Source organism: Allomuricauda sp. R78024, assembly GCF_044596045.1.
Taxonomy (GTDB): Bacteria; Bacteroidota; Bacteroidia; order Flavobacteriales; family Flavobacteriaceae; genus Flagellimonas.
This window is the reverse complement of sequence record NZ_CP138995.1, coordinates 541,608-555,934: the sequence shown is the minus strand read 5'-3', so window position 1 is coordinate 555,934 and position 14,327 is coordinate 541,608. Positions and strand designations below refer to the sequence as shown.

Here is a 14,327-nt window from a genome sequence, read left to right as displayed (position 1 = left end):
AGAGAACAAAATAGAGCCTATCACTTTTTATTAACATTTGAAATTATGTATTTTGTGAACAACTTAACCACTTATTTAAATGACTGAGGATGAAATTCTTGCTGCACTTCGGCTGCAGAAAATTCCAAATATTGGTGACGTAACGGCAAAAAAACTGATTTCCCATTGTGGTAGCCCAAAAGCAGTTTTTAAGGACAAAAAGCAACACTTATTAAAAATTGTGGGAATTGGACGAACAAAACTAAAAGGACTTCATGACTCAATTCATCAAGAGGAAGCCGAAGCGGAGTATGATTACCTATTAAAAGAGAAGATAGTTTTCACCTACTTTATGGATGAGGCTTATCCAACGTATCTTCAACATTGTATTGATGGCCCTATACTGCTTTTTCAAAGCGGGAACATTGATTTGAAGAATAAAAAAATTATCAGTGTAGTAGGCACTAGAAACATTACCAGTTATGGCACTGCATTTTGCGAAGCTTTTATAGAAGAGATTGCACCTCTAGACCCTATAATTGTAAGTGGTTTTGCTTACGGTGTGGACATTGCAATCCAAAAAGTAGCTAACGAAAAAGGATTACAGACCATTGGTTGTCTGGCACATGGACTAAATCAGGTTTACCCAAAAGCGCATAAAAAATATGTTTCCCCAATAGAAAAGAATGGCGGGTTTTTAACGGAATTTTGGAGCACTAGTAATCCGGATAGGGAGAATTTTTTAAAACGAAACCGTATTATTGCAGGGATGAGTGAAGCTACGGTTGTGATTGAATCGGCAGAAAAAGGAGGAAGCTTGGTTACTGCAGATATTGCAAACGGATACAATAGAGAAGTATTTGCCGTTCCCGGAAGATCTACAGATAAGTTTAGCAAAGGATGCAATGACCTGATCAAACGCCAAAAAGCACATATGTTAACTTCTGCAGCAGAGTTGGTGTACCTATTGGGATGGGAATTGGAAGAAAAAGAGAAAAACTCTTCGGTTCAAAAACAGTTATTTGTAGAATTAGATGAAACAGAAAAGATTATCTATTCCTACTTGCAAATGAACGGAAAACAGTTGCTTGATACTGTTGCCTTGGAGTGTAACCTACCCATTTTTAAAACAGCGTCCACACTTTTTAATATGGAGATGAAAGGTGTAGTTCGGCCGTTACCTGGTAAACTGTTTGAGGCGATTTGAATTGTCATACTAAAGAAGTTTTACAAGAAAATGCTTGTTATGATGCTAAAAATAAGAACAGTTAGAACCTTTGAAATCTACAAGTATGCTAATAAGACAATTAAATTTTAGAAAGTCCATAATATTTGCGATTATTGATAATTATAAGCTAATTCGATGTCTACAAAAATCAACCTCATTAAATGCATGCTATTATCATTAATAATTACGACTTTAAGTTGTAGTTCTGATAATAAAGAAGATGACAGTTCAGAAATTAATTCACCACCTATGGAATTTAATCTTGGGGGTATCGCAAACAATGCAATAAATGTAGACTTGCTTCCTACGGTTTCTTGGAATGAAGCAGTGGATCCAGAGAACGATGTCGTTTCTTATAGTGTTTTGTTGGACCAAAATGAAACACCTTCAACAGTTATTGCTTCAGATATAGATGGGATTAGTTACAACATTGATAATACCCTTGATAGATGTACAACATATTATTGGCAAATAGTGGCATCTGATGGAAATGAAACCACAGCATCTGAAGTGTTTAGCTTTAGTACGCGAAATGTAAGTTTTTCATCACCAGTTGTTATGGAAAATGCAGATTTTTCAATAAGATTTAGGCAATCGGGAGTAATATTTAAAGATAGACTTTGGATTCTTGCTGGCTTTAACCCTGATAATGCTTATGTCAATGATGTGTGGTCAAGTGACGACGGTATCCTATGGACAGAGGAGGCAACAAACCCTGCTTTTTTAGGAAGACAATACCATTCAACAGTTGTTTTTGATGATAAAATATGGATGATAGGAGGGCAACTAAATGGAGGGGAATCAGAAGTGAATAGTGTTTGGTCAAGTACAGATGGAGCAACATGGACTGCAGAAAACCCTGTAGGAGAATCATTTTCTAAACGATATGGGCATACTTCGGTTGTTTTTGACAATAAGATATGGGTTATTGGAGGATTTGAATATGGGAGTAGTACATACAAAAATGATGTATGGTATACCTCAGATGGGGTTAATTGGATAGAGGCAAGTGCTGAAACATCATTCCTAGGAAGATTTACACATACTACTTTGGTATTTAACAACAAGATGTGGGTAATTGGTGGAAGAGATTTGCAAAGAATGAATGATGTATGGTCAAGCATTGATGGAATTACTTGGATAGAGGAGACTGCAAATGCACTTTTTATAGAAAGAAGCTCACATTCATCCGTTGTTTTTGATGACAAAATGTGGGTGATTGGAGGAGTAAGCATGGAAGGATGGAAAAATGATGCGTGGTATTCTTCAGATGGAGTCACATGGACTCAAAGTGTTGAAGATGTAGTTTTTGCAGGAACAAACAGGCCTACAACAGTTGTTTTTGAAGACAAAATTTGGATAATCGCGGGAAGTTCTGCCGAAGGAGGAATATTAAACACTGTTGGAGCATTTGAATAACTAAGCTGAGAAAAGGGTAATTAATACCCCAACTTACCTCTCACCCGATCCAAAACACCATCAGCCACCTTTTTGGCTTTTTCTGCTCCAAAGTTCAAAGCTTCATCCACTTCATTTAAGTGGTTCATGTAGTACTCAAATTTTTCACGGGGCTCTTCAAACCTGTTCAAGATAACCTCATATAGTGCTTGCTTTGCATGACCATACCCATAATTTCCTGCTAAGTAATTAGCACTCATTTCTTCTATTTGCTCTGGAGATGCCAGTATTTTATATAAAGCAAAGACATTGTCCTTAGCTGGGTCTTTTGGGTCTTCCATAGGAGTGCTGTCCGTAACAATGCCCATAAGCTGCTTTCGTAATTTTTTATCTGGCTGGAACAGATTAATGGTATTTCCTTTGCTTTTGCTCATTTTTTCGCCATCCGTACCAGGAACATACATGGTTTCCTTTTGCACTTTGGCTTCAGGGATTACAAAAGTTTCCCCTAATTGGTGATGAAACCTAGAAGCGACATCCCTTGTCATTTCCAAATGTTGCAGTTGGTCTTTGCCTACCGGAACAATATGTGCATCATACAATAAAATATCGGCTGCCATGAGCATAGGGTAGGTAAATAGCCCAGAGTTTACATCTTCCAATCGATCCGCCTTGTCCTTAAAAGAATGTGCCAAGGTTAGGCGTTGATACGGATAAAAACAACTAAGATACCATGCCAGTTCGGTTACTTGGGGAACATCACTTTGTCTGTAAAAAACAGTCTTTTCAATATCCAGGCCAAAAGCTAGCCAAGTAGCTGCGGTGGCATAGGTGTTGTTTCTTAATTCTTCCCCATTCTTTATCTGGGTGAGGGAATGCATATCAGCGATAAAAAGAAAAGACTCGTTTTTGGGATTTTGCGCCATTTGAATCGCCGGGATTATTGCCCCCAATATGTTTCCCAAATGTGGAGTTCCTGTACTTTGAATTCCGGTTAAAATTCTGGACATACCTAATTTTTAAGGCGTAAATGTAACAATCCACATGGGATAAAAAAAGCGGCATAAGCCGCTATTGGGAAAAGAATGCCAAAACCTATTTTTTAAACAGTCCTGCAACAAAAAGGATTACCACTGCTCCAATAACTCCAGTAATAACATCACCGACAATTCCAGAGCCAATATGAACCCCTAATGTTCCAAAGAGCCAGTTGCCCACAACACCTCCCACAATACCCAGAATAATATTCAATAGGGTTCCAAATCCACCACCCTTCATAATTTTACCTGCAAGCCACCCTGCAAGAGCTCCAATTAACAACGCATAAAGTAGTCCCATATAATTGATTTTTAGATTGTTTACATAAAGATATTCAAAAATTCTACTTTTGGGTCGTGTTTGCAATCTTCAAAAACATAGGACATGTCTTGTATAGAATTTGGTTTTACATCCTTGTAACACTTCCTATATTCATTTTCTTTCCCTTTTTGTTGGTGACGACTTTCTCTGAAAAAACCTATCCGCAGTTTTTTTGGTTAGCCAGAAATTTATGGGCTAAAACCATATTATATGGTATGGGGTGCTTTCCAAAAATTGTTAGGGAGCAGCATATGGAAAAAGGAAAAAGCTATATGTTAATTGCAAACCACACCAGTATGTTGGACATAATGTTGATGCTCATGGTGAGTAAGAATCCGTTTGTGTTTGTGGGCAAAAAAGAATTGGTGAAGATTCCTGTTTTTGGATTTTTTTACAAACGTGTTTGTATTTTGGTGGATAGGGATAATATTAAAAGTAGAACAGGAGTATACCGACGAGCACAACGAAGATTAGACCAAGGATTGAGCATTTGCATTTTCCCCGAAGGAGGAGTTCCTGAAGAAGATGTTGTTTTGGACGAATTTAAGGATGGTGCCTTTAAAATGGCGATAGCACATAAAATTCCGATTGTGCCAATTACTTTTTATGACAACAAAAGACGTTTTTCCTTTACTTTTTTAAGTGGTGGTCCAGGCAAAATAAGGGCCAAGGTACACGAGTTTTTTGAGACAGGTATTTTGGCAGAAGATGACAAATCCACCCTGCGTGAAGAAGTACGAGAAGTTATTTTGAAAGAACTGAGTGAAAATCATACTATTTGAGCAGGAAGAGTTGTTCAAAAATGATCTGTCGGAATCTTAATAATGGTTTTGGTGCCCAAAGGTTGATTATTGCGATCAATCTTGTCAATAATTTTAATACTATTGGAATCATCACTTAAAGATTCTAAACGCTGTTTTGTCGCCTCCAACCCTCTAGATTTCTTTTCTTTTTGATAAATATGTTTTTCTTTAAAAGTCTCAGATCTCTTGAATAGACCAGGTGAAGTTAGAACCTTCTGAAAATCCAGATTGGCATCCTGTGTTTTATATACCAGAAATAGTAAAGGCAGGATACAATTTAATTGGATGTTTGTTGCTCTAAACTTAAGAATAAGGCACCCCACTGAAGCGAGGTGCCTAAATGATTGCCTAAAGGGGCAACCTTCCTAACCAACTTCTTTATATAACTAAAACTTAAAAGTAACACCACTATAAACGCCAATTGAAAACGGTCTAAATGCACCTGCAGTTTCAGAAAAGGTGTTCAATTGATATTTAAAAACAGGCTCCAAATTAAGCTCCACTTTTGGAGAAAATTCATAATTAAGACCAACCCCTACGTTGGTGCTAAAGTTTACAGAGTTTGCATTATTTGCTTCACCCACTTCTGTAACCAACCCTTCAGATTCCAATAGCACGGAATTGTCCACAAGGAAAAGAGAGCTGACCCCTCCAATAAGGTTAACCCCAAATTTTTTATCAATGAGGGCATAGTTCAGTTCTAAAGGCACTTCTATATAGCCTAATTGCTGCACCATTTTACCATCTAAAGCAGGACTTTCATTCGCTGACAGCTCAAAAAAGGCATCATTTGTTGCAGATTCGCGTGGTACACTGTTCTTGCTTTGTAGAACAAGATTTCTAGAAGTTTGACTGTAACTAATATTATCGATCAATTCGTTTGTAGAGCCTTCCAAGGAGGAAGAGAATAGTACTTCATTGGTGTCATAGCCAAAATCAACTTTATGGATACCAGAACGCACTTTTAGTCTTTTGCCCACATTGTAAGCAACGGTAACACCATAGCTTAAATTGACATTTCCAGATTTTGAGTTGGATGCAAAATTGGAGTGAATGGGAGAACCTTCACCAGAAGCATTAAAATATACAGGAGCTACAGATGGCCCTACAGTCCATTTCCCACTGGTATTTTCGGCAATAACTTCTTCTTCCTGCTCTTTTATCACCTCAAAAATTGATCGTTTTTCATTTTCTTCTTCATTTTGTGCCACAGCCTCATCTTCTTTAAGACCTTCCAATACTTTTTCTTCTTGTAATATTTCTTTTTGGGTTTTATCCGAAGGCAAGGGGTTGTTATTGTCTTCCTTGTCCATTGCTGCTATAGCGTCAGATTTCTTCTCGTTGGAAAGACCTATTATATCAGATTGTTCAGATTTCTCCTCTTTACTTTTAAGTATTTCAGTGTTTACTGAAGCTACATTTTTAGTGGAATTCTTGGTAACATTTGATTCATTGTCTTGCGTCAAGTAATTTTTTAGAAATTCCTTCTTTTTAAGAATTTCTCCTTCTTCTTTTGTATTCGATGTTACTTGCTGTTCTTGAATTTTTATGCTTTGATTTCTGATAATAGAATTCTCGGCATCTTTTTCTGCTTCCGTTGCAGAACTTTCTACAGCATCTCCACTATTTTCATTGGACGATTCTGCCAAATTTTTTGCTTTGTTTGACCGTAATTCTTCTTTGAATTCTTTTGACTCCTTAATAACACTGTCCTTTTGAAAAGGAACAGTGTTGTCTTCAGTTTCCGTAATAATGATTTCCCCATCACTAGTTGAGTTATCAAATGGATTGATAACATAGAATAAAATTGCCAATAATGCAGCTACCCCTCCCAGGCGCCACCAAATTGGAATAACTCTTTTCTTTTGTTTCTTCTTGTCCAAAGAATCCTCAATGGAACTCCAGACTTTTTCTTCTGGAATCTCATGAAACTCTGTAAAGGTTTCTTTGAACAATTGCTCTAAATCCTTTTTCCCCATTCTTAAATCATTTAAGCAATGTTTATATTTTCTTTTTCTATTTTTTCCCTCAAAATCATTTTGGCCCTGGCCAGGTTAGATTTTGAAGTTCCAGTGGATGTCCCCAACATCTCACTTATTTCTTTATGGCTATACCCATCCAAAACATACAGGTTGAACGTTAACCTATATTTATTTGGTAACTCTTGAATGTATCCCAATAACCTGCTCAGGCTTATATCCGCTTGTTCTACGTCTACATCTATTTCTTCACCAACATTTTCAGAAACCACATTTAGATGCTGTTCTTTTCTGTATTTCTGTAGTACTGTATTTACCGTGATTCGTTTAATCCAACCTTCAAAAGAACCATTAAAATTGAATTGCTCTATTTTGTTGAAAATTGTCATAAAACTGTCGTGCAGATTGTCTTCTGCCTCAGTTTTGTTACGGGAGTATTTAAGGCACATACCGAAAAGAATACCGGAATATTTCCGGTATAATTCAGCTTGCGCTTGTCGTTTGCCCTTTTTACAATTATGTATCAGCTCTTCAATATCCAAATGTTGGTCATTTTTGGATTGTTGATATTAAGTTTGTTGGCACGGTAATTATTGAACTACTGGAACTGTATATTCTACATAAACCGCGTCCTCATTTTCATCTATTCCTGTATAAAGTCTAAAATGATATTCTCCTGTAAAAATCACATTGAATTTTAATGTGGCGACAACTTCTTCTACTGCCTCTGTACAAGCGGTATCATTATCTGTAAACACAGATCCAATTACAACGATATCTCTATCGGTCTCACCTGTTTTAGCTACATCGAACCCTTCAAAAAAAGTACATCCATTAGGTCTAAGATAAGTGACCTCAATATCATACGTTTCGTTTAGTTCAAAAGAGTCTGGAAAATTTGCTTCTACCCCGGCAAGTGTTGTAAAATGAAAGTTTTGGCCATCATCATCCAGATCACAGGAGGTAACTAATAGGCTTATCCCAAAAAGAATAAATAGCACGATTCCCTTTTTCATCATTAAAATCTTTTTTAACCCTTAGATGAAAGGTATATACAAGGGTTGCGTGGGATTTTCACAACCTATGGTTAAACTAGAACATATGTTAGACCAGATTTAGGCGTTAACTGCGGTAATAGCTTCTCTAATTTTTGCCTCTAGTTCATCAGATAGTTCTGGATTGTCAGCAAGTAGTGATTTTACCGCATCTCTTCCTTGACCAAGCTTTGTGTCTCCATAGCTAAACCAAGAACCGCTTTTCTTCACAATTTCATAGGCCACTCCAAGATCAAGGATTTCTCCAATTTTAGAGATGCCTTCTCCATACATAATATCAAATTCTGCAGTTCTAAAAGGAGGAGCAACTTTATTCTTTACCACCTTGACCCTTGTTTTGTTTCCTAGTACAGCTCCGTCTGTATCTTTTATTTGTGTAGAGCGTCTAATATCTAAACGTACAGAAGCATAGAATTTAAGGGCATTTCCACCCGTAGTAGTTTCCGGATTTCCAAACATGACCCCAATTTTTTCTCGCAATTGGTTAATGAAGATTACGGTGCAATTTGTTTTGCTGATTGAAGAAGTCAATTTTCGCAATGCTTGAGACATTAAACGAGCGTGAAGCCCCATTTTAGAATCTCCCATTTCTCCTTCAATTTCACTTTTTGGAGTAAGTGCGGCAACAGAGTCAATAATAACAATATCAATAGCGCCTGATCGTATAAGATTATCTGCTATTTCTAATGCCTGCTCACCATTATCTGGTTGAGAAATGATAAGATTGTCTATATCTACACCCAATTTTTGGGCATAAAAACGGTCAAAAGCATGTTCTGCATCAATAAAAGCAGCAATACCTCCATTTTTTTGAGCTTCGGCAATGGCATGTAGTGTCAATGTAGTTTTACCAGAAGATTCTGGACCATAAATTTCAACAACCCTACCTCTTGGATAACCACTTACGCCCAAGGCAATATCTAGTCCTAACGATCCAGAAGGGATTACCTCAACATCTTCAACTACGCTATCTCCCATTTTCATGACAGCACCTTTTCCGTAGGTCTTGTCCAATTTATCCAGTGTAAGTTTTAAGGCTTTTAATTTTGCTTCTTTTTCGTTGCTCATTGTTCTCGTTATTAGGAAGGCTAAATTACCATTTCTTTCTACATACGGCAAAAGGGACGCAACCTTTTTAAAAGACCGTATCTACAACATACTAACTCGAATAAACAAAATAGTGGATTCCATTCTGGAATTTACGGCCACAAGGCAAAAGGGAAATTTGTGCTATGAAAAGAAACATGTGGTAAAAAGGGGCTCTTAAATTTAAGAGCCCCTTTTCTTTTTAAGAATTAGGAATTTTTACCTTTGCATCCGATTTACTATTTAAACTATTCTTTAACTTAAATTATTGGTATAGCATGCAACTGTACAATACATTAAGTGCAAAAGAAAGGGAAAAACTTATTGAGGAAGCCGGCAAGGACCGACTTACCATCTCTTTCTACAAATATGCACACCTTGGAAATCCTAAAATTTTTAGAAACCACTTATTTATCCATTGGGATGAGTTGGAAGTGCTAGGTAGAATTTATGTTGCCCATGAAGGGATTAATGCTCAACTTTCAGTTCCAGCGGATAATTTTGAATTGTTTAAAAAGCATTTGGACAGCATCACTTTTTTAGAAAATGTGCGTCTTAATATTGCCATTGAACAAGACAATAAATCATTCCTTAAGCTGAAGGTCAAGGTTCGCGAAAAAATTGTAGCAGATGGATTGAATGATAAAACCTTTGATGTCACCAATAAGGGAATCCACGTAGGAGCGAAAAAATTTAATGAGCTAATTGAAGACCCAGAAACCGTTCTGGTAGATATGCGCAACCACTACGAAAGTGAAATAGGGCATTTTAAAAACGCCGTAACACCAGATGTAGATACCTTCAGGGATTCCTTGGACATTATTGAAAAAGACCTTGCCGAACACAAAGAGGACAAAAAATTGGTGATGTACTGTACCGGAGGTATCCGGTGCGAAAAGGCCAGTGCTTATTACAAACACAAGGGCTTCAAAAAAGTGTACCAATTAGAGGGAGGTATTATCGAATACACGCGCCAGGTAAAAAACCAAGATTTGGAGAATAAGTTTTTGGGGAAGAACTTTGTTTTTGATCATAGAAGGGGAGAACGTATATCTGAAGATGTCATTGCCAATTGCCATCAATGTGGAAAACCTTGTGACACCCATGTTAATTGTGCAAATGAGGCATGTCACCTGCTTTTTATTCAATGTAAAGAATGTGCTGAGGCAATGCAGGAATGTTGCTCATTAGATTGCAAGGAAACCCACTCATTACCATATGAGGAACAAAAGGTTCTCCGCAAAGGGAAAAAAGCAAGCAACAAAATTTTTAAAAAAGGGCGCTCAGAAGTATTAAAGTATAAAAAGTAGCATTTCTCTTCTGCCACAATTTGTGCTATATTTACGACTAGTTATTTATGAACCCTTTTTAAGGAAATGGTTGTCATTTCTTTAAATCAAGATACAAAATATGGGATGTAGCAGTTGTTCAACCGGCAAGGATGGACAACCGCGTGGTTGCAAGAACAATGGTACTTGCGGCACTGATGGTTGTAACAAGCTAACAGTTTTTGATTGGCTTTCCAATATGTCGCTACCCAACGGTCAAAAACCTTTTGATTGTGTTGAGGTACGTTTCAAGAATAGTAGAAAAGAGTTTTTTAGGAATGCGGACAGTCTCCCTTTGGCAATAGGAGATGTTGTCGCTACACAGGCAAAGTCTGGACATGATGTTGGAATTGTAACGCTTACCGGAGAATTGGTAAAAGTGCAAATGAAAAGAAAGAAGGTTGCGTCAGATGATGAAGAAATACCAAAAATTTATAGAAAAGCATCTCAAAGAGATATTGACATTTGGCAAAAATGTAGGGACAAAGAAGCCGAAATTCAAAAGCGATCTCGGGAAATTGCAATTTCGTTAAAACTTCAAATGAAGCTCAGTGATGTGGAGTTTCAAGGAGATGGCTCAAAAGCAACATTCTATTATACGGCAGAAGATCGTGTAGATTTTAGGCAATTGATAAAGGATATGGCAAAAGCCTTTAGTATCCGAATTGAAATGCGCCAAATAGGATATCGTCAAGAAGCTCAACGCTTAGGCGGAATAGGTTCTTGTGGAAGGGAACTTTGCTGTTCTACCTGGCTAACAGATTTTAGGTCTGTAAGCACAGCCTCTGCCAGATATCAACAACTTGCCCTAAATCCTCAAAAATTAGCTGGACAATGTGGCAAACTAAAATGCTGCCTCAATTATGAGCTGGATATGTATCTAGAGGCATTGAATGACTTTCCGCCGCAAGACAGCAAAATCATGACCAAAAAAGGAATTGCCTTTTGTCAAAAAGCAGATATTTTTAAAGAAACATTGTGGTTTTCATACAAAGATGACCCAGCCACTTGGCATGCATTGGGAAAAGATCATGTATTGGAAATTTTGGAAATCAACAAAAAGAATGAAAAAATTGACAGCTTGGAAGAATATGCTCAAGACAATGTGAGCGAAGAAAAAATGGTCTTTGAAAATGTAGTTGGCCAAGATAGTCTTACCCGGTTTGATAGACCTAGAAAAAATAAGCGAAATAATAAAAAACGAAGAAAAAATAAACCAAAAGCTTCTCCCAATGCACAATAAATTCCTCATTGTCTTGGTTTTCTCTTTAGTTCTGGTTTCATGCAACAGTAATTTGGTCTTTTCAGATTACGAGGCAATGGAGAATGGATCGTGGAGTATGGATAATCCAATAAAGTTTGAGTTTTCAAAATTGGATTCCATTCAGACACATAATATGTTCATCAACATTAGAAATGATAATACCTTTCAGTTCAACAATCTTTTTTTGATAACTGAATTGGAGTATCCAAATGGAAATACATTGAAGGACACATTAGAATATAAGATGGCCGAACCCAGTGGTGAATGGTTGGGCAAAGGACTTGGAAGCATTAAGGAAAATAAACTATGGTTTCAAGAAAAAATCGTTTTTGATGATTCTGGCGTATATAAGGTAAATATTACCCATGCCATGCGCAAAAATGGAGATGTAGATGGTATTTATGTGTTGGATGGCATTACGGATGTTGGTTTAGAAATTGAAAAAAGTACGCAATAATAACAATGGCAAAAGCTAAGCAAAAGAAGCAAAAAGGCTTCTTTACATACATCAAGTGGTTTTGGATTCTTTTCGGATCTGGTTTATTCTTAATTATGCTGGTTTTTCTTTTGGCTTCATGGGGGGTATTTGGTGAAATGCCCACTTTTGAGCGTTTGGAAAATCCGCAGACCAATCTCGCTACTGAATTTATTTCTTCAGATGGGCAAACATTAGGTAAGCTTTACCTTGATGATAATAGAACGCCTGTTTCCTATAAAAAACTTCCTGAAAATCTAGTCAATGCGCTTGTGGCCACGGAAGATGCACGGTACTACAATCATTCAGGGATTGATGCTAGGGGAACCATAAGGGCATTTGTCTATTTAGGTTCTAAAGGTGGTGCAAGTACCATTTCTCAGCAGTTGGCCAGACAGCTATTTGTAGGAATACGGGCAAAAGACTGGACAAAGTATACCCAAAAAATAAAGGAATGGGTCATTGCCACTAGATTGGAACGTAATTATACCAAAGAAGAAATTATAGCCATGTATCTTAATATTTATGATTTTGGCTATGCTGCGGATGGAATACGTTCTGCCGCTAGAATTTATTTTGGAAAAGAGCCTGCTGAGTTGAAGATAGAAGAATCTGCGGTACTTGTTGGGATGCTCAAAAACTCTTCACTATACAACCCTTTAAGAAGGGAAGAACTGGTGCTAAACCGAAGAAATACGGTTTTATCGCAAATGGCCAAGTATGAATATATTACCGAAAAGGAGAAAGATTCGCTTCAGCAACTTAAAATGGATATCAATTTTAATCCAGAGTCGCATAAAGAAGGTTTGGCTACCTATTTTAGAATGTATATGCAGCGTTGGCTCAACAAATGGGTAAAGGAAAATCCAAAACTAGATGGGGAAAAGTATAACATCTATTTAGATGGATTAAAGATTTATACCACTATTGATTCCAGAATGCAACAGAATGCTGAGGATGCTGTTCAGGCCCATATGAAAAATTTACAGACTGAGTTCTTTCATCAAAATACACCTGACAGGAACCCTACCGCACCGTTCTTGGATTTGGAAACTTTTCAAATTGATAATATCATGGAACAAGCCATGAAGAATTCTGTCCGTTGGAAGGCCATGAAACGAGATGGTAAATCCGAAAACGAAATAAGAGCTTCTTTCAGGAAGAAAACGGAGATGAATGTATTTGATTGGAATAGTGATTCTTATGAGAAAGATACCCTAATGACTCCTTTGGACTCTATCAGATATTACAAAACATTTTTAAGAACGGCCATGATGTCTATGGAGCCTCAAACAGGTCATGTAAAAGCATGGGTTGGTGGTGTTGACTACAAACATTTTCAATATGACAATGTAATCCAGGGAGCTAGACAAGCAGGTTCAACCTTTAAGCCTTTTGTATATGCTGCGGCTATTGATCAATTACGCTACTCGCCATGCGATTCCCTTCCGGACAACCAATATTGCATAGAGCCCTTAAAACATGGAAACATGGAAGCTTGGTGCCCTAAGAATTCAAATGGAAAATACTCTGGAGAGGATTTAACATTAAAGAATGCATTGGCCAACTCCGTTAATACGGTAACGGCTCAATTAATAGACAAAGTAGGTCCAAGCTCTGTAGTTGCCATAGCCAAGAATATGGGACTTTCCAAAGAGATTCTAGAAGTACCTTCCATTGCATTGGGAACACTGGATGTTAATGTTTATGAAATGGTTGGGGCATATGGAACTTTTGCAAATCAAGGCGTTTATGTAAAGCCGGTTATGGTAACACGCATAGAGGACAAGAATGGATCGGTGCTCTATGAATATGTGCCTAAAACAAAAGATGTTTTAAGTAAAGATGTTGCCTATGCCATGGTAAATTTAATGGAAGGGGTTACCCAGTATGGTTCTGGGGGAAGGCTAAGACACTCTTTTGCCAAAAACCAGACCGTGTACAAAGAAGTTATCACTGGATATCCGTATGAATTGACCAATCCCATTGCGGGTAAAACCGGAACAACCCAGAACCAAAGTGATGGTTGGTTTATGGGAATGGTGCCCAATTTGGTCACAGGTGTATGGGTAGGAGGAGAAGAAAGATCTATTCACTTTAAGAGTCTTACATACGGTCAAGGAGCTTCAATGGCCTTACCTATATGGGGCATGTATATGAAGAAGAATTATGAAAACGAAGAATTGGGAATTTCCAAAGATGCTTTTGAAGAACCAGAGAACATGTCTATCAATGTAGATTGTACAAAAGTGCTCAAAGATCTTAAAGACGATTTGGATACCGAAGATGATTTAGAAGACGTTGGATTTTAATCTTCAACCGCATTAAAAATTTTGCCCCAAGATGTATTTATATCTTGGGGCTTTTTTATTT

At 37.3% G+C, this 14,327-nt stretch carries 14 protein-coding genes; 7 read left to right on the top strand and 7 right to left on the bottom strand.

The features are described 5' to 3' along the window. The first annotated feature begins 79 nt into the window (after positions 1-79). Positions 80-1,186 (top strand): DNA-processing protein DprA, encoded by a 1,107-nt coding sequence (dprA, locus tag SJY44_RS02470; protein WP_396591136.1) that lies wholly within the window; start codon positions 80-82, stop codon positions 1,184-1,186. A 186-nt stretch (positions 1,187-1,372) separates the two neighbouring features. Further along, complete coding sequence (locus SJY44_RS02465) at positions 1,373-2,626, top strand: hypothetical protein (protein ID WP_396591135.1); 1,254 nt, start codon at positions 1,373-1,375, stop codon at positions 2,624-2,626. A 20-nt stretch (positions 2,627-2,646) separates the two neighbouring features. On the opposite strand, the gene trpS is transcribed toward SJY44_RS02465, so the two are convergent. Together trpS and SJY44_RS02455 are read right to left on the bottom strand one after the other, a co-directional pair. Beyond that, on the bottom strand, positions 2,647-3,615 hold the full coding sequence (gene trpS, locus SJY44_RS02460; protein WP_147741622.1) for a tryptophan--tRNA ligase: 969 nt from the start codon (positions 3,613-3,615) through the stop codon (positions 2,647-2,649). 85 nt (positions 3,616-3,700) lie between these two features. Continuing rightward, positions 3,701-3,943, bottom strand: a complete 243-nt coding sequence (locus tag SJY44_RS02455; protein ID WP_147741620.1) for a GlsB/YeaQ/YmgE family stress response membrane protein — start codon at positions 3,941-3,943, stop codon at positions 3,701-3,703. Positions 3,944-3,999: 56 nt separating this feature from the next. On the opposite strand from SJY44_RS02455, the gene SJY44_RS02450 reads away from it, so the two are divergent. Beyond that, the gene (locus SJY44_RS02450; protein ID WP_396591134.1) at positions 4,000-4,746 is read left to right on the top strand and encodes a lysophospholipid acyltransferase family protein; all 747 of its coding nucleotides are present in this window, start codon (positions 4,000-4,002) and stop codon (positions 4,744-4,746) included. Positions 4,747-4,760: 14 nt separating this feature from the next. Here SJY44_RS02450 and SJY44_RS02445 read toward each other — a convergent pair whose 3' ends face one another. From SJY44_RS02445 to recA, 5 genes are all read right to left on the bottom strand, one after another. Continuing rightward, a complete protein-coding gene (locus SJY44_RS02445) occupies positions 4,761-5,090 on the bottom strand; it encodes a hypothetical protein (protein ID WP_396591133.1) in 330 nt (109 codons plus the stop codon). Between the two features lie 63 nt (positions 5,091-5,153). Then, positions 5,154-6,746, bottom strand: coding sequence for a hypothetical protein (locus tag SJY44_RS02440; protein WP_396591132.1), 1,593 nt, complete (start codon positions 6,744-6,746; stop codon positions 5,154-5,156). A gap of 11 nt (positions 6,747-6,757) precedes the next feature. Next, positions 6,758-7,288, bottom strand: a complete 531-nt coding sequence (locus SJY44_RS02435) for an RNA polymerase sigma factor (RefSeq protein WP_396591131.1) — start codon at positions 7,286-7,288, stop codon at positions 6,758-6,760. 48 nt (positions 7,289-7,336) lie between these two features. Further along, positions 7,337-7,765, bottom strand: coding sequence for a hypothetical protein (locus SJY44_RS02430; RefSeq protein WP_396591130.1), 429 nt, complete (start codon positions 7,763-7,765; stop codon positions 7,337-7,339). 96 nt (positions 7,766-7,861) lie between these two features. After that, positions 7,862-8,869: a recombinase RecA gene (gene recA / locus SJY44_RS02425; RefSeq protein WP_396591129.1), complete on the bottom strand. Its 1,008-nt coding sequence runs from the start codon at positions 8,867-8,869 to the stop codon at positions 7,862-7,864. A 296-nt stretch (positions 8,870-9,165) separates the two neighbouring features. Between recA and SJY44_RS02420 the strand changes: the two genes are divergently transcribed. The 4 genes from SJY44_RS02420 to SJY44_RS02405 all read left to right on the top strand — a co-directional run bounded on the left by SJY44_RS02420 (position 9,166) and on the right by SJY44_RS02405 (position 14,266). Further along, positions 9,166-10,197, top strand: coding sequence for a rhodanese-related sulfurtransferase (locus tag SJY44_RS02420; RefSeq protein WP_396591128.1), 1,032 nt, complete (start codon positions 9,166-9,168; stop codon positions 10,195-10,197). A 100-nt stretch (positions 10,198-10,297) separates the two neighbouring features. Further along, positions 10,298-11,458, top strand: coding sequence for a stage 0 sporulation family protein (locus SJY44_RS02415; RefSeq protein ID WP_396591127.1), 1,161 nt, complete (start codon positions 10,298-10,300; stop codon positions 11,456-11,458). Further along, entirely contained in the window at positions 11,448-11,936 is a 489-nt protein-coding gene (locus SJY44_RS02410) for a gliding motility lipoprotein GldH (protein WP_298923281.1), read from the top strand. Before SJY44_RS02415 ends, SJY44_RS02410 begins: the two co-directional genes overlap by 11 nt. A gap of 5 nt (positions 11,937-11,941) precedes the next feature. Next, the gene (locus SJY44_RS02405; RefSeq protein WP_396591126.1) at positions 11,942-14,266 is read left to right on the top strand and encodes a penicillin-binding protein 1A; all 2,325 of its coding nucleotides are present in this window, start codon (positions 11,942-11,944) and stop codon (positions 14,264-14,266) included. Positions 14,267-14,327: the final 61 nt, after the last annotated feature.

Coding starts and splice junctions, on each gene's coding strand:
- dprA (WP_396591136.1), top strand. CDS start 80: ATGACTGAGGATGAAATTCTTGCTGCACTTCGGCTGCAGAAAATTCCA.
- SJY44_RS02465 (WP_396591135.1), top strand. CDS start 1,373: ATGCTATTATCATTAATAATTACGACTTTAAGTTGTAGTTCTGATAAT.
- trpS (WP_147741622.1), bottom strand. CDS start 3,615: ATGTCCAGAATTTTAACCGGAATTCAAAGTACAGGAACTCCACATTTG.
- SJY44_RS02455 (WP_147741620.1), bottom strand. CDS start 3,943: ATGGGACTACTTTATGCGTTGTTAATTGGAGCTCTTGCAGGGTGGCTT.
- SJY44_RS02440 (WP_396591132.1), bottom strand. CDS start 6,746: ATGGGGAAAAAGGATTTAGAGCAATTGTTCAAAGAAACCTTTACAGAG.
- SJY44_RS02430 (WP_396591130.1), bottom strand. CDS start 7,765: ATGATGAAAAAGGGAATCGTGCTATTTATTCTTTTTGGGATAAGCCTA.
- recA (WP_396591129.1), bottom strand. CDS start 8,869: ATGAGCAACGAAAAAGAAGCAAAATTAAAAGCCTTAAAACTTACACTG.
- SJY44_RS02420 (WP_396591128.1), top strand. CDS start 9,166: ATGCAACTGTACAATACATTAAGTGCAAAAGAAAGGGAAAAACTTATT.
- SJY44_RS02415 (WP_396591127.1), top strand. CDS start 10,298: ATGGGATGTAGCAGTTGTTCAACCGGCAAGGATGGACAACCGCGTGGT.
- SJY44_RS02410 (WP_298923281.1), top strand. CDS start 11,448: ATGCACAATAAATTCCTCATTGTCTTGGTTTTCTCTTTAGTTCTGGTT.
- SJY44_RS02405 (WP_396591126.1), top strand. CDS start 11,942: ATGGCAAAAGCTAAGCAAAAGAAGCAAAAAGGCTTCTTTACATACATC.